The organism is Streptomyces sp. NRRL F-2580 (assembly GCF_000720115.1).
GTDB lineage: Bacteria > Actinomycetota > Actinomycetes > Streptomycetales > Streptomycetaceae > Streptomyces.
Genome location: NZ_JOIR01000011.1, coordinates 1 through 19,188, shown reverse-complemented (window position 1 = coordinate 19,188; position 19,188 = coordinate 1). Strand labels below are relative to the sequence as shown.

Below are 19,188 nucleotides of genomic sequence, written 5' to 3'. Positions count from 1 at the left end.
TCACAGATGGCGACGTCGCTGCGCGGCTTGCCGGTCGTACTCTTCACGGGCCTGGGCCGCCGCCTTGCGGGTCGCGGTCTCGGCCACAGGAACATCCCACCACGCCTGTGCCGGGGGTGGGCCCGACACAGTGTCGGGCGTTCGGGTCTGTGTGTAGACACATGTGGGACGCGTCGCCGAGCGGGCCTCGGCGAGGGCTTCGCGCAGGTCACGTACCGTGCGGGCGCGGATCACGGCCATTCCGAGCGAGGCCGCGTTGGCCGCCAGGTCCACCGGAAGGGGATCCCCCGTGTACGAGGCGTCGGGCGCACGGAAGCGGTATCCGGTGCCGAAGCCCTCACCGCCGACCGCCCCCGACAGGCCGCCGATGGACGCGTAGCCGTGGTTGTCGAGGATCACCACCTTGATCGGGACGCCCTCCTGGACGGCCGTGACGATCTCGGTCGGGTTCATCAGGTACGTCCCGTCGCCGACCAGCGCCCACACCGGCCGGCCGGGCGCGGCCATCCCCACCCCGATCGCGGCCGGGATCTCGTAGCCCATGCAGGAGTACCCGTACTCGACGTGGTACTGGTCCGCCGACCGGGCCCGCCACAGCTTGTGCAGGTCACCGGGGAGCGATCCGGCCGCGTTGATCAGGATGTCGGTGCCGTCGACCAGCCCGTCGAGCAGCCCGAGCACCTGGGCCTGGGTGGGCGGGAGTTCCTCGTCGGCCGCGGACACGGCGTACGCGTGGTCGACGCGGCCCTCCCACGCGCTCCTGCGCCCCGCGTACGCGCTCTCGTACGCCGGATCCACCCGGTACCCGGCGACCGCCTCCCGGAGCTCGTCGAGCCCCTCGCGCGCGTCGGCGACCAGCGGGCGGGCGGCGAGCTTGTGGGCGTCGTACGGGTCCAGGTTGAGGCCGATGAACCGGACGGCCGGATTCTGGAAGAGGGTCGCGGAGGCGGTGGTGAAATCGGTCAGCCGGGTCCCGGCGGCGATCACCAGATCGGCCTCCCGGGCCAGTTCGTCGGCGGTGGCGGTGCCGGTGTGGCCGATCCCGCCCACCTCGGCCGGGTGGTCGTACGGAAGCACGCCCTTGCCCGCCTGTGTGACGGCCACCGGGATCCCGGTGGCGTCCGCGAAGGCGGCGAGGGCGGCCTCGGCCCCGCTGTGCCGGATCCCGCCGCCGGCGACGATCAGGGGGCGCGCGGAGCCGCGTACGGCCGCGGCGGCCGCGGCGAGCTCCGTGCGGTCGGGCCGGGGGCGCCGTACGCCCCACACGCGCTCGGCGAAGAACTCCTCGGGCCAGTCGTGGGCCTGCGCCTGCACGTCCTGCGGCAGCGCCAGGGTGACGGCGCCGGTCTGGACGGGATCGGTCAGCACCCGCACGGCTTGGAGGGCGGCCGGGATCAGGGCCTCGGGGCGGGTGATCCGGTCGAAGTGGCGGGAGACGGGCCGCAGGGTGTCGTTGACCGACAGGTCCCCCGCGTACGGGACCTCCAGCTGCTGGAGCACGGGGTCGGCGGGCCGGGTCGCGAAGGTGTCCCCGGGCAGCAGGAGCACCGGGATCCGGTTGATCGTGGCGAGGGCGGCGCCGGTGACGAGGTTGGTGGCGCCGGGCCCGATGGAGGTGGTGACGGCGTGCGTGGAGAGCCGGCCGCGCTGGCGGGCGTACCCGACGGCGGCGTGCACCATGGCCTGCTCGTTGCGCCCCTGGAGGAAGGGCATGGCGTCCGGCCCGGCCTCCAGCAGCGCCTGGCCGATCCCGGCGACGTTCCCGTGCCCGAAGATTCCCCAGGTGGCGGCGATCAGGCGCTGCCTCTGGCCGTCGCGCTCGGTGTACTGACGGCCCAGGAAGCGTACGAGCGCCTGGGCGACGGTGAGCCTCACCGGTGGGCCTCCTCTGAGGGGAAGGGGAGCCGGGGGTCGACGTCCTGGCCGTCCCAGCTGCGGCGGATCCAGCCGTGGTCGGGGTGGTCCCGGATCAGCCACTCCCGGGTCTCGTCCGGCCCGGCCATCACGTTCAGGTAGTACATGTCGTGCCCGGGGGCGGCGATGGACGGCCCGTGCCAGCCGTCGGGGATCAGCACCGCGTCGCCGGTGCGCACCTCGGCGAGGACGTCGGTCTTCCCGGCGGGGGAAGGCGAGACCCGCTGGTAGCCGAGCCCGGGGGTGTCCCCGTGCGGGGCGATCTCGAAGTAGTAGATCTCCTCCAGGCGGGACTCCTCGCCGGGGTGGTCCTCGTCGTGCTTGTGGGGCGGGTACGAGGACCAGTTCCCGCCGGGGGTGAGCACCTCGACGGCGATCAGCCGGTCGGCGGGGAACACCCCGGCCGCCGCGAAGTTGTTGACCTGCCGGGAGCACTGCCCCGCGCCGCGCAGCTCCACGGGCACCCCGCCTGCCGGGCCGTACCGCGCGGGCAGCCGCCGCCGGCAGCGGGCCCCGGCGAGCGCGAACCGCCCGCCGGCGGCCGAGCGGATTTCCGCGTGCGCGTCCCGGGGCAGGTACACGAAGTCGGTGGGGCCCCGGAACACCCCTGTCCGCCCCCGCAGTTCGAACACCTCCGGTTGACCGTCGGGGGCGGAGCCCCGGCAGCGGACCTCGCATCCGCCCGCGAGCGGGAGCACGATCCACTCCGCCTCCCCGCACTCGTACGCGTACACCTCGCCCGGCTCAAGCGCCAGCACGGTCAGCCTCGTCCAGGACATCCCCCACTCAGACACCACCGGCACGCCCCAACACCTCCTCCACCTCGTGCGGGAACGGCATCGCGGTCGAGCACGCCAGCCGCGAGGCGACGATCGCCCCCGCAGCGTTCGCGTACCGCACGACGCGGCCCAGCTCCCACCCCGCCAACAAGCCGTGGCACAGCGCGCCCCCGAACGCGTCCCCCGCCCCGAGCCCGTTCACCACCCGGACGGGGACCGGCGGCACCTGCGCCACCGTCCCGTCGCGGTGGACGGCCAGTACGCCCTCCGGGCCCCGTTTGACCACGGCCAGTTCCACTCCGGCGGCGAGCAGCGCCCGCGCCGCCCCGTACGGCTCGGACTCGCCCGTGGCGATCTCGCACTCCTCGGCGTTGCCGACGGCCACCGTCGCCGACGCGAGCGCCCTCTCGTAGTACGGCCCGGGCTTCTCCCGCCACAGCATCGGCCGCCAGTCCAGGTCGAACACCGTCGTCCCCGCCTTGGCCCTGGCCTCCAGCGCCGCGAGCGTCGCCGCCCGCGAGGGCTCCTCGCTCAGGCCGGTGCCCGTCATCCAGAACACGCGGGCCGCCCGTACCGCCTCCAGGTCCACCTCGTCCGGGGCGATCTCCAGGTCCGGGGCCTTCGGCAGCCGGTAGAAGTACAGGGGGAAGTGGTCCGGCGGGAAGATCTCGCAGAAGGTGATCGGCGTGGGCAGGCCGGTCACCTCGGTCGCCCACCGGTCGTCCACCCCGAACCCCCGCAGCTCGGAGCGCAGATACGTGCCGAAGGGGTCCGCGCCGGTCCGGGTGATCACCGCCACCCGCCGTCCCAGCCGGGCGGCCGCGACGGCCACGTTGGCCGGGGAGCCGCCCAGGAACTTCCCGAAGGTCTCCGCCTCGGCCAGTGGTACGCCGGTCGTCAACGGGTAGAGATCCACCCCGATGCGGCCCATCGTGATCAGGTCGAACGCGAACGGATCGTCGGTGCCGGTCACAGTCAGTCCTCCCACTCGTCTCCCTCGTCTCCCGCCTAAGGTGGCCGCTATGACGTCCTCCCCGCCCGCGTTGACCCGTATCCGCATCGGTTCGGCTCCGGACTCCTGGGGTGTCTGGTTTCCCGACGACCCCCGGCAGACTCCTTGGGAGCGTTTCCTCGACGAGGTCGCCGACGCGGGGTACGAGTGGATCGAGCTCGGCCCCTACGGCTATCTGCCCACCGATCCCGCCCGACTCGCCGAGGAAACGGCCAAGCGCGGACTGCGGGTCTCGGCCGGAACCGTCTTCACCGGACTCCATCACGGGCCCGCCGTGTGGGAGGACACCTGGGAGCACGTGTCGCGGATCGCGGCGCTGACCCGGGCCATGGGCGCGGCCCATCTCGTCGTCATCCCCTCCTTCTGGCGGGACGACAAGACCGGGGAGGTGCGGGAGGACCGCGTCCTGACCCCGGCGCAATGGCGTGAACTGACCTCCCAGACCGAGCGGCTGGGCCGGGAGGTCCAGGACCGGTACGGGCTGCGGATCGTCGTCCACCCGCACGCCGACACCCACATCGACACCCCGGAGAACGTGGCCCGCTTCCTGGACGCGACCGATCCCGGCCTCGTCTCGCTCTGCCTGGACACCGGGCACTACGCGTACTGCGGCGGCGACAGCGTCCGGGCGATCGAGACGTTCGCCGAGCGGATCGGCTACCTCCACCTGAAGCAGGTGGACCCGCGGATCCTCGCCGAAGTCCTCGCGGAGGAGCTGCCCTTCGGGCCGGCCGTGGGCCGCGGGGTGATGTGCGAACCGCCGTCGGGGGTGCCCGCGCTGGAGCCCGTACTGGCGGCGGCCCAGCGGCTGGGCGTGGACCTGTTCGCCATCGTGGAGCAGGACATGTATCCCTGTCCGCCCGACCAGCCGCTGCCGATCGCCCGGCGTACCCGTGCCTACCTGCGCTCCTGCGGCGCCCGCTGACTCCCGGAGGGAACACGACATGACCAGCACGCTCGGCATCGCCGTCATCGGCACCGGGAAGATGGGCGCCGACCACGTGCGCCGGATCGGGCGGACCGTGGGCGGGGCCCGGGTGGCGGCCGTGGCCGATCCGGACGGGGACCGGGTCAAGGAGGTCGCGGGCACCCTCGACGGGGTGAGCGCGCACACCGATCCGGCGGCCGCGATAGCCGCGCCGGGGGTTGAGGCCGTACTGATCGCCTCCCCGGGCCCCGCCCATGAGGAAGCGATCCTCCACGCCCTGGAGCGGAAGCTTCCGGTGCTGTGCGAGAAGCCGCTGACCCCGGACCCGGCGGGTGCACTGCGCGTCATGGAGGCCGAACGGCGGCTGGGCCGGCGTCTGGTGCAGGTGGGCTTCATGCGGCGGTTCGACGCGGAGTACGAGCGGCTGAAGGAGCTGCTGGACGCGGGCGGGATCGGGCGACCCCTCTTCCTGCACTGCCGGCACCGCAACGCCTCCTCGCCGTCCTTCTTCACCAGCGACATGCTCATCAGCGATTCGGTGGTGCACGAGGTGGACGCCGCGCGCTGGCTGCTGGGGCAGGAGATCACCGCGGTGACCGTGCTCTCCCCCCGGCCCACGGCCGCTGCCCCCGAGGGGCTGCGGGATCCCCGGATGGTGCTGCTGGAGACCTCCGGCGGGGCCGTCGTCGACGTGGAGATCTTCGTCAACTGCGGATTCGGCTACCAGGTGCAGTGCGAGGCGGTCGGCGAGGCGGGCAGCGCCCGGATCGGCGACGGCCACGCGATGGTGGTCCAGTCGGCGGGCCGGTGGGGCGGCGAGATCGTCCAGGACTTCACGGTGCGCTTCGCCGACGCCTACGACCGGCAGCTGCGGCGCTGGGTGGCCGCGGCCGCGCGCGGCCGGGTGGCGGGTCCGGACGCCTGGGACGGCTATGCGGCGGCGGCCGTCTCCGAGGCGGGCCTCGCGGCCGCGCGCAGCGGCGTACGCACCCTCGTGGAGCTGGCGGAACGGCCGGCGCTGTACCGCTGATCCCGCCCCGCCCCGCAAGCGACCCCTGTGCCGCATCTGTCACAGGGGTCACCCTTGTGTCACGCATATCCGCGTTACGCGGGTTTTCCGTCACAGGCGGTCGACAGCCCCTCCCCTGCCGTCACCCCACGTCGTTCCCCGGGCAGAACCCGAGTGATCGTCAGTGATCGTCACTGTCCACGCGTCGGCTCCCCCGACGGCCTCCCGGCCGACTCTGCCGTGTGGACAAGGAGGTGTCCCGCATGAGCGACCGACAGCTGTGGTCGTACAAAGAGATCGCCGCTCACATCCGGGTCCAGCCGGACACAGTGCGCTCCTACCGCAAGCACGGCCTGCTCCCCCCACCCGACCATGTGGAGGGCGGCAAGCCGTACTGGTACGCCGACACCGTGCGGGCCTGGGTGGCCCGCCGCCCCGGCAACCGGGGGCGCCGCGAGGACTGACACCTCCCCGGTGCGGGACGCGGCCACCCGGGCCCCGCCCCGTACCCCCGGCCCTGCCTGACCGGTCACCCCTGACCGGCCCGCAGGCCTCCGGCTAGGCGGTCCCGGCGGCCACCCTCTCCGGCTCGGAATCCGGCTTCGGCTCCGACTTCGGCTCCGCCGCCGGCTCGGCCGCCGTCGGCAGGGACTCCCCCTCGCTCAGTCCGAACCTCTCGTGCAGCCTGCGCAGCGGGCCCGGCGCCCACCATGTGGCCTTCCCGGTCAGCTTCATGACCGCCGGGACGAGGAGACTGCGTACGACCATGGCGTCCATCAGCACCGCCAGCGCGATCCCGAGCCCCAGCATCTTGGTGTTGGTCACGCGCGAGGTGCCGATGGCCACCATCACCACGGCCAGGATCACGGCCGCCGCGGTGATCAGCCCGCCGGTGCGCGCCAGGCCGGTGCGCACGGCTCCCTCGTGGTCCCCGGTCCGGTCGTACTCCTCCTTGATCCGGGATATGAGGAACACCCCGTAGTCCATGGAGAGTCCGAAGGCGATGCAGAACATCAGGACCGGCAGGTTGGTCTCGATGTCGCCGGTGGAGGTGAAGGAGAGCAGTCCGGAGAGGTTGCCCTCCTGGAAGACCCACACCACCGCCCCGAACATCGCGGTCAGGCTCAGGGCGTTGAGCAGGACCGCCTGGACCGGTATGAGCACGCTCCCGGTGAGCAGGAACACCAGCAGCAGCGTGGCGAGCACCACCACGGCCAGCGACAGGGGCAGCTTGCCCGCTATCGCCTTCTGCGCGTCGACGAGCCGTGCCGCCTCGCCGGTCACGGAGGTCCGGAAGTCCGCGTCCACCCCGCGCACCTCGCCGACCAGGTCCTGGGCCTGCTGCCCCACCGCCTCACCCTCGGTGGTGAGCGAGAAGTAGGCGTACCGCGCGGTGTTCGCGGAGCTCACCGGCCCGTCGACCCGGACCACTCCGGGCAGGAGGGCCAGGCGTTCCCGGTAGGCGGCGAGCTCGGCGGGCCCGGCCGCGTCCTCGGTGAGGACGGTGAGCGTTCCGCCGGGGCTGCCCGGGAAGGAGTCCCGGATCTGCTGCTGGACCACATGCGACTCCGCGGTCTTCGGCAGCTGCCGGTCGTCCACCGTGCCGAACTTCACGCCGAGGAAGGGCAGTCCGAGCAGCAGCAGTCCGGCCGTGGTGGCCACCGCGAAGACGGGAGCCCGGCGCATCACCAGAAGGGCCGCTCGCGCCCAGCCCCGCCCCGGTTCGGCCGAGACCTCGGCCGGCCGCCTGCGCCGCCACAGCCTGCGCAGGTCGAATGAGTTGACCCGCTCGCCGAGCAGCACCAGGGCGGCGGGAAGCAGGATCAGCGCGGCCGCCGCGGCGAGCAGGACCACCGCCACGCCGGCGTAGGCGAAGGAGCGCAGGAAGTACATCGGGAAGAAGAGCATCGCCGAGAGCGAGACCGCGACGGTCAGCGCCGAGAAGAGCACCGTGCGCCCGGCGGTGCGCAGGGTGGCCCCGACGGCGGCCACCGGGTCCCGTCCGGCGGCGAGTTCCTCGCGGAACCGCCGGACGATGAACAGGGCGTAGTCGATGGCGAGCCCGAGCCCGAGCGCGGTGGTGAGGTTCTGGGCGAAGACGGAGACGTCGGTGAACTCGGTGAGGCCCCGCAGCACCGCGTTGGTGCCGAGGATGGCCACGATGCCGACGCCGAGGGGCAGCAGGGCGGCGACGGCGCTGCCGAAGACGAGGATGAGCAGGACGAGGGTGACCGGCAGCGCGATCATCTCGGCGCGCAGCAGATCCTCCTGGATGGTGGTGGTCACTTCGCGCTGGACCGCGACCGGCCCGCCGAAGGAGACCCGCACCGGGCCGCGCTCGCCCCGGTAGTGCGGGTCGATCCGGTCCAGCACCGCGGTGGTGGTCTTCTCGTCGCCGAGGACCCGGGCGGCGATGAGGGCCTGCCGGCCGTCCTCGGAGCGCAGGGTGGGCAGCTGCGTGCGCCAGTAGGAGCCGACGCCGACGACTCCATGCTCGGCGGCGAGCTGCGCCGTCAGCCGCTCCGCCTCGGCCGCGACCGCGGGATCGTCCACGCCGGCGGTTCCCGGACCGGCGTCGACGAGCAGCAGCAGATTGGGCTGGGAGGCCGGGAACTCGCGCTCCAGGGCCTCGGCGGCGTAGGTGGACTCGGCGCCCGGGTCCTCCCAGCCGCCGCTGCCCATCCTGTCGGCGGCGCCGCCGCCCGCGAACACGGCCAGGGCCGTGACCACCAGGGCGAGCAGCAGCGAAAGCCGTGGCCGGGCCGTGACGAACCGGGTCCACCTGCCGCTCTCCCCGGACGACGGCGGATTCTTGACTTCGGACATCACTCGGTGTCCCCTTCACCGTGATTGCCAGGCCAAATAGACTGGCAAACACGAGCAGTCGCTCGCGTTTCTCCAGAATGCGAGCGCCCACTCGCGTTTGTCAATCGCCCCAGGGAAGCAAGGGATGGGAATGCCGGGGACACCTAAGGGCAAAACAACCGAAACCGGTGAAGCCGCCGCACCGCGCCGCCGCCAGGCGCGGGGCGAGCGTCGGGTCTCCCAGCTCCTGGCGGCCGCCGCCGGGGTGTTCTGCCGTACGGGCTACGCCGCGGCCAGCACCAACGCCATCGCGCGCGAGGCCGGCGTCTCGCCGGGCACGCTCTACCAGTTCTTCCCGAACAAGGAGGCCATCGCGGTCGAGCTCGGCGGGCAGCTGCTCCAGCAGGCCCACGAGATGCACGGGCAGGCCTTCCTGCCCGAGAACCTCCAGCGGCCGCTGCCGGAGCTGCTGGACGCCGTCCTGGACCCGGTCATCGCCTTCAACTGCGAGAACCCGGCCTTCTGGGCCCTCATGCACGGCTCCGGCATCCCGGGCTCCATCGACCAGGAGCACTGGAAGCTGCACTCCAGCCTGCTCTCCCGGATCGAGGGCGTGCTGCACACCTTCTGCCCGGAGTCCGGGCCCGCCGAGCTCGCCCACGCCTCGAACATGATCCTGGGCATCTTCAAGGCCTCGCTGGACCTGATCCTGGCTCACGAGGGTGCCGAGCGCGAGGCGTACATCGCGGAGCTGAAGACCGTCCTGCTGCGCTACCTCGACCCGATGGTCACCACGCCCCACTCCGGCTGAGTCGCTCCTGAGTCACTCCGGCTGACCGACTCCGGCCCGGCCCCGCCACCGGCTTCGACCGGCCCACTGGGCGTCGAGGCTCGCTTTCATACCCCCCAGGGGTATAGTCTCGAAGAGTCGGGAGGACGGTGGACCCATCGGCCGCCCCTCCCGGTGACCGGACACGCCCCTGAAGAGGAGAACGACATGAGCGCCGAGACGGACACCCAGACCACCGCCGTCTACCGGGTGACCGGCATGACCTGCGGCCACTGCGAGGGCGCGGTGACCAACGAGATCTCCGCCCTCGAGGGCGTCAGCACGGTCAAGGCCGTCGCCGCGACCGGCGAGGTCACCGTGGTCTCCGCCGCCCCGCTCGCCGACGAGGACGTCCGCGCGGCCGTGGACGAGGCCGGCTACGAGTTCGCCGGACAGGTCTGAGCCGCCCCCTCCTTCGGCAGCACCCGCGGCGGCCCGCACCACCCCAGCACCCGCGGTACCCCGCCGGGCCGTGCCGGCCAGCTCATACTGGTCCCGTACGGCCCGGCCATCCCCCTGGAGCCGGAACATGAGCAGCACAGTGCACGACGGACCGATAACGGCGGTCGAACTCTCGATCGGCGGGATGACCTGCGCCTCCTGCGCGGCCCGCATCGAGAAGAAGCTCAACCGGATGGACGGCGTCGAGGCGACGGTGAACTACGCCACCGAGAAGGCCCACGTCTCCTACACCGGTGACGTGCAGGTCACGGACCTGATCGCGACCGTCGTCAAGACCGGCTACACCGCCGAGGAGCCCCCGCCGCCCCCGCCGCCCGCCCCGGCCCCCGCGGAGGACTCCGCAGGGACGCAGGCGCAGGACCAGGCCCTGGCATTGGCCCAGGCCGAGGCACCCGACCCGGTGCTGGCCGCGCTGCGCCGGCGGCTGCTGGTCTCCGCCGCGCTCGCCCTGCCCGTCGTGCTGCTGTCGATGGTCCCGGCCCTGCAGTTCGACAACTGGCAGTGGATCTCGCTGACCCTCGCCGCCCCCGTCGTCGTCTGGGGCGGCCTCCCCTTCCACAAGGCCGCCTGGACCAACGCCCGGCACGGCGCCGCCACCATGGACACCCTGGTCTCGGTCGGCACGCTGGCCGCCTTCACGTGGTCGCTGTGGGCCCTGTTCTTCGGCCACGCCGGGATGCCGGGCATGCGGCACGGCTTCGACCTCACCATCTCCCGTACGGACGGTTCCTCCGCCCTCTACCTGGAGGTCGCCGCCGGCGTCATCGGCTTCATCCTGCTCGGCCGCTACCTGGAGGCCCGCTCCAAGCGGAAGGCGGGCGCGGCCCTCAAGGCCCTGCTGGAGCTCGGCGCCAAGGACGTCACCGTCCTGCGCGCGGGCCGGGAGGTCCGCGTCCCGGTGAGCGCGCTCGCCACCGGCGACCGCTTCGTCGTCCGCCCCGGCGAGAAGATCGCCACCGACGGCACGGTCGTCGAGGGCAGTTCCGCCGTGGACGCCTCCATGCTGACCGGCGAGTCCGTCCCCGTGGAGGTGTCCGTCGGGGACTCCGTCACCGGAGCCACCGTCAACGCCTCCGGGCGGCTGGTCGTCGAGGCCACGCGGGTCGGCGCCGACACCCAACTGGCCCGGATGGCCCGGATGGTGGAGGAGGCCCAGAACGGCAAGGCCGAGGTGCAGCGCCTCGCCGACCGGATCTCCGGGGTCTTCGTGCCCGTCGTACTGGTCCTCGCGCTCGGCACCTGGGTCAGCTGGCTGCTGATCACCGACGACCCCACCGCCGCCTTCACCGCCGCCGTGGCCGTCCTGATCATCGCCTGCCCCTGCGCCCTGGGCCTGGCCACCCCGACCGCGCTGATGGTCGGTACCGGGCGGGGCGCCCAGCTCGGCATCCTGATCAAGGGACCCGAGGTGCTGGAGTCCACCCGCCGCGTGGACACCGTCGTCCTGGACAAGACCGGCACCGTCACCACCGGCCGGATGACCCTCACCGGCGTCCACGCCGCCGAGGGTGTCGACGAGCACGAACTCCTGCGCCTGGCCGGGTCCCTGGAGCACGCCTCGGAGCACCCGATCGCCCGGGCCATCGCCACCGCGGCGGCCGAGAGGGCCGGCGCCCTGCCGGTCCCGGAGGGCTTCGAGAACCTCGCGGGCCTCGGCGTCCAGGGCGTCGTCGACGGACACGCCGTGCTGGTCGGCCGCGAGCAGCTGCTCGCCGACTGGTCGATCGCGCTGCCGGCCGGGCTCGCCGCGGCCAAGGCGGCCGCCGAGGCCGAGGGCGCCACCGCGGTCCTGGTGGCCTGGGACGGGGCGGCGCGCGGGGTGCTGACCGTGGCCGACGCGGTCAAGGAGACCAGCGCCGAGGCGGTCGCCCGGCTGCGGGCGCTGGGCCTCACCCCGGTGCTGCTGACCGGCGACAACAAGGCCGTCGCCGAGACGGTGGCGCGCGAGGTGGGCATCGACGAGGTGATCGCCGAGGTGCTCCCGCAGGACAAGGTGGACGTCGTACGCCGCCTGCAGGCGCAGGGCCGTACGGTCGCCATGGTCGGCGACGGTGTCAACGACGCGGCGGCGCTGGCCCAGGCGGACCTGGGGCTCGCCATGGGCACCGGCACCGACGCGGCCATCGAGGCCGGGGACCTGACCCTCGTACGGGGCGACCTGCGGGTGGCGGCGGACGCGATCCGGCTCTCCCGCCGGACCCTGGCCGTCATCAAGGGCAACCTGTTCTGGGCCTTCGGGTACAACGTGGCGGCCCTGCCGCTGGCCGCCGCCGGCCTGCTCAACCCGATGATCGCGGGGGCCGCGATGGCCTTCTCCTCGGTCTTCGTGGTGACCAACAGCCTCCGGTTGCGCTCCTTCCGCTAGTGGGCCTCCTCCGCACCACGCACACAGTTCCTTCACGGGAGACGCAGATCACAGTGACCGCAACGTAACCATCCGGGGTCGTCACGGGTCTAATGGGGCGATGCCAAGAACGTCTTGGGGGACGTTCGACGGAAGCCCTGGGGGACTTCTGTGGCATCAGCCGGCCGGGACACGTGCCCGCGGGAGGCTTTGAGCGGCCCTCCCGATCAGAACGGGTCCCGGCACACTGACGCCCCGACTCGGGTCCCGTGGGGGGAATCCGTTTCGGGGAAAAGGAAAGCGCCCCGACCGTCGACCCGTGGGGGGATCGACGGCGGGGCGCTTTTCGTACGCCTGGGGGTTACCTGCGGTGCTGCCCGCGCGGCCGCACGCCGCGCGGTGGAGAGCCTCGGGTCAGAGGGACTCGGTCAGCGAGCCTCGGGTCAGCGAACCTCGGTTCAGCGGGACTCGACGGGCACGAAGTCGCGCAGGACCTCGCCCGTGTAGATCTGGCGCGGGCGGCCGATGCGGGAACCCGGCTCCTTGATCATCTCGTGCCACTGGGCGATCCAGCCGGGGAGCCGGCCGAGCGCGAAGAGCACGGTGAACATCTCGGTCGGGAAGCCCATGGCCCGGTAGATCAGACCGGTGTAGAAGTCCACGTTCGGGTAGAGGTTGCGCGAGACGAAGTACTCGTCGGCCAGCGCGTGCTCTTCCAGCTTGAGCGCGATGTCCAGCAGCTCGTCGCTCTTGCCGAGCGCCGAGAGGACGTCGTGCGCCGCCGCCTTGATGATCTTCGCCCGGGGGTCGAAGCTCTTGTAGACACGGTGTCCGAAGCCCATGAGGCGGACGCCGTCTTCCTTGTTCTTCACCTTGCGGATGAAGGCGTCCACGTCGCCGCCGTCGTTCTTGATGCCTTCCAGCATCTCGAGGACGGACTGGTTGGCGCCACCGTGCAGCGGACCCCACAGGGCCGAGATGCCGGCGGAGATCGAGGCGAACATGTTCGCCTGCGAGGAGCCGACCAGGCGCACGGTGGAGGTCGAGCAGTTCTGCTCGTGGTCCGCGTGCAGGATCAGCAGCTTGTCGAGCGCCGAGACCACGACCGGGTCCAGGTCGTACTCCTGGGCCGGCACGGAGAAGGTCATGCGCAGGAAGTTCTCGACGTAGCCGAGGTCGTTTCGCGGGTAGACCACCGGGTGGCCGACCGACTTCTTGTAGGCGTAGGCCGCGATCGTCGGGAGCTTGGCCAGCAGCCGGATCGTCGAGAGGTGGCGCTGCTTCTCGTCGAACGGGTTGTGGCTGTCCTGGTAGAACGTCGACAGCGCGCTGACCACGGAGGACAGCATCGCCATCGGGTGCGCGTCCCGCGGGAAGCCGTCGTAGAAGCGCTTCACGTCCTCGTGGAGCAGCGTGTGCTGGGTGATCTCGTTGCGGAACGACGCGAGCTGGTCGACGGTCGGCAGCTCACCGTTGATCAGCAGGTACGCGACCTCGATGAAGGTCGAACGCTCGGCCAGCTGCTCGATCGGGTAGCCGCGGTAACGCAGGATGCCCTGCTCACCGTCGAGGTAGGTGATCGCGGACTTGTAGGCCGCGGTGTTGCCGTAGCCACTGTCCAAGGTGACGAGCCCGGTCTGGGCCCGCAGCTTCGAGATGTCGAAGCCCTGGTCACCGACGGTGCTCTCGACCACCGGGTAGGTGTATTCACCGTCCGCGTACCGGAGTACTACAGAGTTGTCGCTCACGTCATCCCTCACCGACGTAGTGCCTCTTCTTCGAGGTGCCCTGACTGCCTCTACCTTCCCCCATTTGGCGCAGGAGAGTGCACTCGGGGTCGGCCTTTGGTGCTTTCGACGGCACTGAGTGCCGTCAAGCTGCTCATCCTGCCCCCTCCGCACCGGTGGTGGAACCCCAAATGATCGATCATCTAGGTGATGTTTCCCACCGGTATCCGGCCGGACAGCCTGGGTGCGACCGCCGTGTACCTCCTGCCTGCGGAAACGGTACGCACCGCCTGGCCGAGGGCCTTGCGGGACCCGACGAGGACGACCAGTTTCTTGGCCCTGGTCACCGCCGTGTAGAGCAAGTTGCGCTGGAGCATCATCCAAGCCCCGGTGGTGACCGGGATCACCACCGCGGGATATTCACTCCCTTGGGAACGGTGGATGGTGACGGCGTACGCGTGGGCCAGCTCGTCGAGCTCCGCGAACTCGTACCCGATCTCCTCGTCCTCCTCCGTACGCACCGTCAGGCGCTGTTCGTCCACGTCGAGCCCGGTGACCACGCCGACCGTGCCGTTGAAGACGCCGTTCGCCCCCTTCTCGTAGTTGTTGCGGACCTGGGTCACCTTGTCGCCCACCCGGAAGACCCGGCCGCCGAACCGCTTCTCCGGCAGGTTCGGCCGGGCCGGTGTCATCGCCTGCTGGAGCAGCCCGTTGAGGTTCCCGGCGCCGGCCGGGCCGCGGTGCATGGGCGCGAGCACCTGGACGTCCCGCCGCGGGTCGAGCCCGAACCGGGCCGGAATCCTGCGCGCCGCCACGTCCACGGCGAGCACCCCGGCCGCCTCGGTGTCCTCCTCCGCGAAGAGGAAGAAGTCCGGGAGCCCGTCCGTGATCGGCGGCAGCCCGGTGTTGATCCGGTGGGCGTTGGTGACCACCCCCGACTGCTGGGCCTGCCGGAAGATCCGGGTGAGACGGACCGCGGGCACCGGGCCGCCCTCGGCCAGCAGGTCCCGCAGCACCTCCCCGGCGCCGACCGAGGGCAGCTGGTCCACATCACCGACCAGCAGCAGGTGCGCCCCCGGCGCCACCGCCTTGACCAGCTTGTTGGCCAGCAGCAGGTCCAGCATCGAGGCCTCGTCGACCACGACCAGGTCCGCGTCCAGCGGCCGTTCCCGGTCGTACGCCGCGTCCCCGCCCGGTTTGAGCTCCAGCAGCCGGTGCACCGTGGAGGCCTCGGCCCCGGTCAGCTCGGACAGCCGCTTCGCCGCCCGGCCGGTGGGCGCGGCCAGCACCACCTTGGCCTTCTTGGCCCGGGCCAGCTCGACGATCGAGCGTACGGTGAAGGACTTTCCGCAGCCGGGACCGCCGGTCATGACGGCGACCTTGCGGGTCAGCGCGAGCCTGACCGCGTCCCGCTGCTCGGGGGCGAGCGTGGCCCCGGTCCGCCCGGCGAGCCAGCCCAGGGCCTTGTCCCAGTCCACGTCCCGGAACGCAGGCATCCGGTCGTCCTCGGCGTTCAGGAGCCGGCGCACCTGCCCCACCAGCGACAGCTCGGCCCGGTGGAAGGGCACCAGGTACACGGCGGTCAGCGGATCCGGCCCGCCCTGCGGATCCGGTACGGGCTCCCGTACGACCCCTTCCGGATCGGCGGCGAGCTCGGCCAGGCAGTCGATCACCAGCCCGGTGTCCACCTGGAGCAGCTTGACCCCGTCGGCGATGAGCCGGTCCTCCGGCAGGAAGCAGTGCCCCTGGTCGGTGGACTGGGACAGGGCGTACTGGAGGCCGGCCTTCACCCGCTCGGGGCTGTCGTGCGGGATGCCGACGGCCTGGGCGATCCGGTCGGCGGTGAGGAACCCGATGCCCCAGACGTCGGCGGCGAGCCGGTACGGCTGGTTCCGCACCACCGAGATGGAGGCGTCCCCGTACTTCTTGTAGATGCGGACGGCGATGGAGGTGGAGACGCCGACGCCCTGGAGGAAGACCATGACCTCCTTGATGGCCTTCTGCTCCTCCCAGGCGGCGCCGATCAGCTTCGTCCGCTTGGGCCCGAGTCCGGGCACCTCGATCAACCGCTTCGGCTCGGCCTCGATGACGTCGAGGGTGTCCGTCCCGAAGTGCTCCACGATCCGGTCGGCGATCTTCGGTCCGATGCCCTTGATCAGACCCGACCCCAGATACCGGCGGATGCCCTGGATGGTCGCGGGCAGCACGGTCTTGTAGTTCTCCACGGTGAACTGCCGGCCGTACTGCGGGTGGGAGCCCCAGCGGCCCTCCATGCGCAGCGATTCGCCGGGCTGCGCGCCCAGCAGCGAGCCGACCACGGTGAGCAGGTCACCGCTGCCGCGGCCGGTGTCGACGCGGGCGACCGTGTACCCGCTCTCCTCGTTGGCGTAGGTGATGCGCTCCAGCACCCCCTCGACCACCGCCAGTTGCACCGGAACCACCCGTGCCCCGTCTGTTGCCATGCCCCGACGCTACCGGGCCGCGCCGACAACGCGTCAGGCCTGTGGACAGCGCGAAGGGGGTCCCGCCTCGCGGCCGGACCCCCTCACGGTTACCCCTCCCGTGTCGGACTTCCCGATCCCCCCAGATCCCTCCCCGGAAGTGCCGACGCACCATACGACCCGCGATACCCCCGCACGGTTGCATCCGGAGCCACAGCTTTGCTTTTCCGTTACCGGACGCCTACTCAAGGTGCCGCCAAATCACCTCACAAGTAGCGTTTCCGCGGCGGCCTGGGCGGCATGCTCGGCCAGTAACCGTTCGGGGGCCGCCCCCCTAGAGTTGGGCCATGGCTGAGAGCGTGCGGCTGCGGGACCCGGAGCCGGGTGACCTGGGGTGGATCGTGCAGCGCCACGGCGCGCTGTACGCCGCCGAGTACGGCTGGAACAGCGACTTCGAGGGGCTGGTCGCCCGGATCGTCGCGGACTTCGCCCAGGACCACGACCCCTATCTGGAACGGGTGTGGATCGCGGAGCTGGACGGCCGCCCGGTCGGTTCGGTGATGTGCGTGCGCGAGGACGGCGCCCCCGGCACCGCCCGGCTCCGTCTGCTCCTCGTCGACCCGGAGGGCCGCGGCCGCGACATCGGCTCCCTGCTCGTCGGCACCGTCGTGGCCTTCGCCCGCTCGGTCGGCTACCGCGAGCTGGTGCTGTGGACCAACGACGTGCTCACCGAGGCCCGGGAGCTCTACCTGAAGGCCGGGTTCACCCTGATCGCGGAGCGGCCGCACCGCTCGTACGGAGTGAGCCTGACGGGACAGGACTGGCGGCTGCCCCTCCAGGAGGGCTCCCCGCGCTGACGCCCGAACCGACCCCCGTACGGTTCGAGGCGCGCGCGGGGGCCAGCGAGGTAAGGGCGACACCGCCGACCAGGAGTACGGCCGCCAGCCAGCGCAGCCCCGAGACGGACTCCCCCAGCACCAGGGCCGCCGAGGACATCCCGAAGACCGGCACCAGCAGCGAGAACGGCGCCACCGCGGAAGCCGGATAGCGGCGCAGCAGGTAACTCCAGGCGACGAAGCCGAAGACGGTGGACACCCAGGCGACGTAGCCGATGACGGCCACTCCGGACCAGTCCAGGGACCGCAGCGCGGCCAGGTCCCGCTCGGGCCCCTCGAACACCAGGGACAGCGCGAGCAGCGGCAGCACCGGGACCGTGCACACCCACACCATGAAGTTCAGGGCGTCGGGCGGCGAGGCCTTGCGGGTCAGCACGTTGGACACGCCCCAGCAGGCGGCGGCCGCCACGACCAGCGTGAAGCCGAGCACCGGCCCGGAGGTCCCGCCGTCCACCGCGGCGACCGCGATCCCGGCGAACGCCACGGTCATGCCGAGCACCCGTACCCGGCCGGGCCGTTCGCGCAGCACCACCGCGGCCAGCGCGGCGGTGAAGACGGCCTGGATCTGGAGCACCAGTGAGGACAGCCCGGCGGGCATCCCGGCGTCCATGCCCGTGAAGAGCAGGCCGAACTTGGCGACGCCGAGGGCGATCCCGACCCCGATGATCCATTTCCAGGCGGTCTTGGGCCGCCCCACGAAGAACACGGCGGGCAGGGCGGCGACCAGGAACCTCAAGGCGGACAGCAACAGCGGCGGGAAATGATCCAGCCCGATCTCGATGACGACGAAGTTGAAGCCCCAAACGGCGGCGACGAGCACGGCGAGTGCGGTGTGTACGGGACGCATGCCCCCACCATCGTCGCCCCGACCATGTAGCACCAGCGCGAATCACTACCGCGGTCAATGAAGCAGTGCTTATGATAGCGACATGCTCGATCTTGCCCGGCTGCGCGCCCTGCACGCCGTCTCCGTCCACGGCTCGGTCGCGGGCGCGGCGGCCGCCCTCGGCTACACCCCCTCCGCGGTCTCGCAGCAGATCTCCAAACTGGAACGGGAGACCCGCACCACCCTGCTGGAGCGGCGCGGGCGCGGGGTCGCGCTCACCGAGGAGGCCCGCCATCTGGCCGACACGGCACAGCAGTTGCTGGCGATCGTGGAACACGCCGAGACCACCCTGGAGGAGCGGCGCGGGCAGCCGAGCGGGCTGCTGACGGTGGCCGCCTTCGCCTCGGCGGCGCGCGGGCTGCTGCCGGGCGTCCTGGCCGATCTGGCAGCCCGCCACCCCGCCCTCGAAGTACGCCTGACCGAGGTGGACCCGCACCTGTCCGTCGACCTGGTGGCGCGGGGCGTCACCGATCTGGCGGTGGCCCACGACTGGGACATCGCCCCGCTGCCCGCGCCCGAGGGGATCGAGCAGGCGGTGATCGGCGACGACCTCTGCGACCTGGTCGTCCCGGCCGGCCACCCCTTCACCACGCGCCGGACCGTCCAGCGCGGCGACCTCGGCGGCGAGCGCTGGGTCTGCCAGCCGCCCGGCCGGGTCTGCCACGACTGGCTGGTACGGACCCTGCGCGCGGCCGGCTTCGAACCCGACATCGCGCACGTGGCGGAGGAGAACCACACCATCGTCGCCCTGGTCGCGGCCGGCCTCGGCGTCGCCGTCGTACCCCGCCTGGGCACCGGAACCCTCCCGCCGGGCGCGGTGGCGGTCCCCCTGGAACCGGGCCCCGTACGCCGCCTGTACGCCCTGTGGCGCACCGGCGCCGCCCGCCGCCCCGCCATCACGGAGGCCGTAAAAACCCTCCAGTCCCACTGGCCCGCCTAACCCCACGCCCCGGCACGGCCGGGCACGCACCGAACCGTTCCGTCGGGGCCACACCGGGCGGTTTGGGCGGGGCCGGGTGTGTGTCGGGGTGATCCCCGCAGGGCGTCGAACGCAAGGTGCCCAGACCCTCCGACCCCCCGCCACGTTCGGCGCCCGAGGAGCTGTCTCTTATACACATCTCCGAGCCCACGAGACGTAGAGGAATCTCGTATGCCG

Annotated in this window: 14 protein-coding genes and 1 pseudogene; 8 read left to right on the top strand and 7 right to left on the bottom strand. The window is 71.9% G+C overall.

Translation table 11 applies throughout. The annotated features are described in order from the left end of the window. The 3 genes from iolD to iolC are packed head-to-tail and all read right to left on the bottom strand — an operon-like array spanning position 1 to position 3,681. The gene (gene iolD / locus IF88_RS0113540) at positions 1 to 1,875 is read right to left on the bottom strand and encodes a 3D-(3,5/4)-trihydroxycyclohexane-1,2-dione acylhydrolase (decyclizing) (protein WP_030710694.1); all 1,875 of its coding nucleotides are present in this window, start codon (positions 1,873 to 1,875) and stop codon (positions 1 to 3) included. Next, a complete protein-coding gene (iolB, locus tag IF88_RS0113535; RefSeq protein ID WP_030710692.1) occupies positions 1,872 to 2,693 on the bottom strand; it encodes a 5-deoxy-glucuronate isomerase in 822 nt (273 codons plus the stop codon). The genes iolD and iolB overlap by 4 nt, the downstream gene beginning before the upstream one ends. A gap of 7 nt (positions 2,694 to 2,700) precedes the next feature. Beyond that, positions 2,701 to 3,681 (bottom strand): 5-dehydro-2-deoxygluconokinase, encoded by a 981-nt coding sequence (iolC, locus tag IF88_RS0113530; protein WP_420710946.1) that lies wholly within the window; start codon positions 3,679 to 3,681, stop codon positions 2,701 to 2,703. A 34-nt stretch (positions 3,682 to 3,715) separates the two neighbouring features. Between iolC and IF88_RS0113525 the strand changes: the two genes are divergently transcribed. The 3 genes from IF88_RS0113525 to IF88_RS0113515 all read left to right on the top strand — a co-directional run bounded on the left by IF88_RS0113525 (position 3,716) and on the right by IF88_RS0113515 (position 6,106). Continuing rightward, positions 3,716 to 4,630 (top strand): sugar phosphate isomerase/epimerase family protein, encoded by a 915-nt coding sequence (locus tag IF88_RS0113525; RefSeq protein WP_030710689.1) that lies wholly within the window; start codon positions 3,716 to 3,718, stop codon positions 4,628 to 4,630. A gap of 19 nt (positions 4,631 to 4,649) precedes the next feature. Continuing rightward, on the top strand, positions 4,650 to 5,663 hold the full coding sequence (locus IF88_RS0113520; protein ID WP_030710688.1) for a Gfo/Idh/MocA family protein: 1,014 nt from the start codon (positions 4,650 to 4,652) through the stop codon (positions 5,661 to 5,663). A 242-nt stretch (positions 5,664 to 5,905) separates the two neighbouring features. Further along, positions 5,906 to 6,106 carry a helix-turn-helix transcriptional regulator gene (locus tag IF88_RS0113515; protein ID WP_030710687.1) on the top strand — a complete coding sequence of 67 codons (201 nt, stop codon included), beginning with the start codon at positions 5,906 to 5,908 and terminating at the stop codon, positions 6,104 to 6,106. 94 nt (positions 6,107 to 6,200) lie between these two features. On the opposite strand, the gene IF88_RS0113510 is transcribed toward IF88_RS0113515, so the two are convergent. Beyond that, positions 6,201 to 8,468: an MMPL family transporter gene (locus tag IF88_RS0113510; RefSeq protein ID WP_030710685.1), complete on the bottom strand. Its 2,268-nt coding sequence runs from the start codon at positions 8,466 to 8,468 to the stop codon at positions 6,201 to 6,203. Positions 8,469 to 8,598: 130 nt separating this feature from the next. On the opposite strand from IF88_RS0113510, the gene IF88_RS0113505 reads away from it, so the two are divergent. From IF88_RS0113505 to IF88_RS0113495, 3 genes are all read left to right on the top strand, one after another. Beyond that, positions 8,599 to 9,258 carry a TetR/AcrR family transcriptional regulator gene (locus IF88_RS0113505; RefSeq protein ID WP_234323515.1) on the top strand — a complete coding sequence of 220 codons (660 nt, stop codon included), beginning with the start codon at positions 8,599 to 8,601 and terminating at the stop codon, positions 9,256 to 9,258. A gap of 186 nt (positions 9,259 to 9,444) precedes the next feature. Next, positions 9,445 to 9,678, top strand: a complete 234-nt coding sequence (locus tag IF88_RS0113500) for a heavy-metal-associated domain-containing protein (RefSeq protein ID WP_030710681.1) — start codon at positions 9,445 to 9,447, stop codon at positions 9,676 to 9,678. A 127-nt stretch (positions 9,679 to 9,805) separates the two neighbouring features. After that, complete coding sequence (locus tag IF88_RS0113495; protein WP_030710679.1) at positions 9,806 to 12,103, top strand: heavy metal translocating P-type ATPase; 2,298 nt, start codon at positions 9,806 to 9,808, stop codon at positions 12,101 to 12,103. Positions 12,104 to 12,540: 437 nt separating this feature from the next. Here the strand turns inward: IF88_RS0113495 and IF88_RS0113490 are convergent, their stop codons facing one another. Continuing rightward, positions 12,541 to 13,830, bottom strand: a complete 1,290-nt coding sequence (locus IF88_RS0113490) for a citrate synthase (protein ID WP_030710677.1) — start codon at positions 13,828 to 13,830, stop codon at positions 12,541 to 12,543. A 182-nt stretch (positions 13,831 to 14,012) separates the two neighbouring features. Then, positions 14,013 to 16,271, bottom strand: a complete 2,259-nt coding sequence (locus tag IF88_RS0113485) for an ATP-dependent RecD-like DNA helicase (protein WP_051836826.1) — start codon at positions 16,269 to 16,271, stop codon at positions 14,013 to 14,015. A gap of 332 nt (positions 16,272 to 16,603) precedes the next feature. Here IF88_RS0113485 and IF88_RS0113480 point away from each other — a divergent pair. Continuing rightward, positions 16,604 to 17,107 (top strand): annotated as a pseudogene (locus IF88_RS0113480) (GNAT family N-acetyltransferase); the annotation flags it as partial. Here the strand turns inward: IF88_RS0113480 and IF88_RS0113475 are convergent. Next, the gene (locus IF88_RS0113475) at positions 17,013 to 17,993 is read right to left on the bottom strand and encodes an EamA family transporter (RefSeq protein ID WP_051836824.1); all 981 of its coding nucleotides are present in this window, start codon (positions 17,991 to 17,993) and stop codon (positions 17,013 to 17,015) included. The pseudogene IF88_RS0113480 and the gene IF88_RS0113475 overlap by 95 nt on opposite strands. 82 nt (positions 17,994 to 18,075) lie before the next feature. On the opposite strand from IF88_RS0113475, the gene IF88_RS0113470 reads away from it, so the two are divergent. Continuing rightward, positions 18,076 to 18,972 (top strand): LysR family transcriptional regulator, encoded by an 897-nt coding sequence (locus tag IF88_RS0113470; RefSeq protein ID WP_030710667.1) that lies wholly within the window; start codon positions 18,076 to 18,078, stop codon positions 18,970 to 18,972. Positions 18,973 to 19,188 lie beyond the last annotated feature (216 nt).

Bases quoted from the DNA above. Each gene is read 5' to 3' on its own strand.
- iolB (WP_030710692.1), bottom strand. From the start codon at position 2,693: ATGTCCTGGACGAGGCTGACCGTGCTGGCGCTTGAGCCGGGCGAGGTG.
- IF88_RS0113525 (WP_030710689.1), top strand. From the start codon at position 3,716: ATGACGTCCTCCCCGCCCGCGTTGACCCGTATCCGCATCGGTTCGGCT.
- IF88_RS0113520 (WP_030710688.1), top strand. From the start codon at position 4,650: ATGACCAGCACGCTCGGCATCGCCGTCATCGGCACCGGGAAGATGGGC.
- IF88_RS0113515 (WP_030710687.1), top strand. From the start codon at position 5,906: ATGAGCGACCGACAGCTGTGGTCGTACAAAGAGATCGCCGCTCACATC.
- IF88_RS0113510 (WP_030710685.1), bottom strand. From the start codon at position 8,468: ATGTCCGAAGTCAAGAATCCGCCGTCGTCCGGGGAGAGCGGCAGGTGG.
- IF88_RS0113505 (WP_234323515.1), top strand. From the start codon at position 8,599: ATGCCGGGGACACCTAAGGGCAAAACAACCGAAACCGGTGAAGCCGCC.
- IF88_RS0113500 (WP_030710681.1), top strand. From the start codon at position 9,445: ATGAGCGCCGAGACGGACACCCAGACCACCGCCGTCTACCGGGTGACC.
- IF88_RS0113495 (WP_030710679.1), top strand. From the start codon at position 9,806: ATGAGCAGCACAGTGCACGACGGACCGATAACGGCGGTCGAACTCTCG.
- IF88_RS0113485 (WP_051836826.1), bottom strand. From the start codon at position 16,271: ATGGCAACAGACGGGGCACGGGTGGTTCCGGTGCAACTGGCGGTGGTC.
- IF88_RS0113475 (WP_051836824.1), bottom strand. From the start codon at position 17,993: ATGCGTCCCGTACACACCGCACTCGCCGTGCTCGTCGCCGCCGTTTGG.
- IF88_RS0113470 (WP_030710667.1), top strand. From the start codon at position 18,076: ATGCTCGATCTTGCCCGGCTGCGCGCCCTGCACGCCGTCTCCGTCCAC.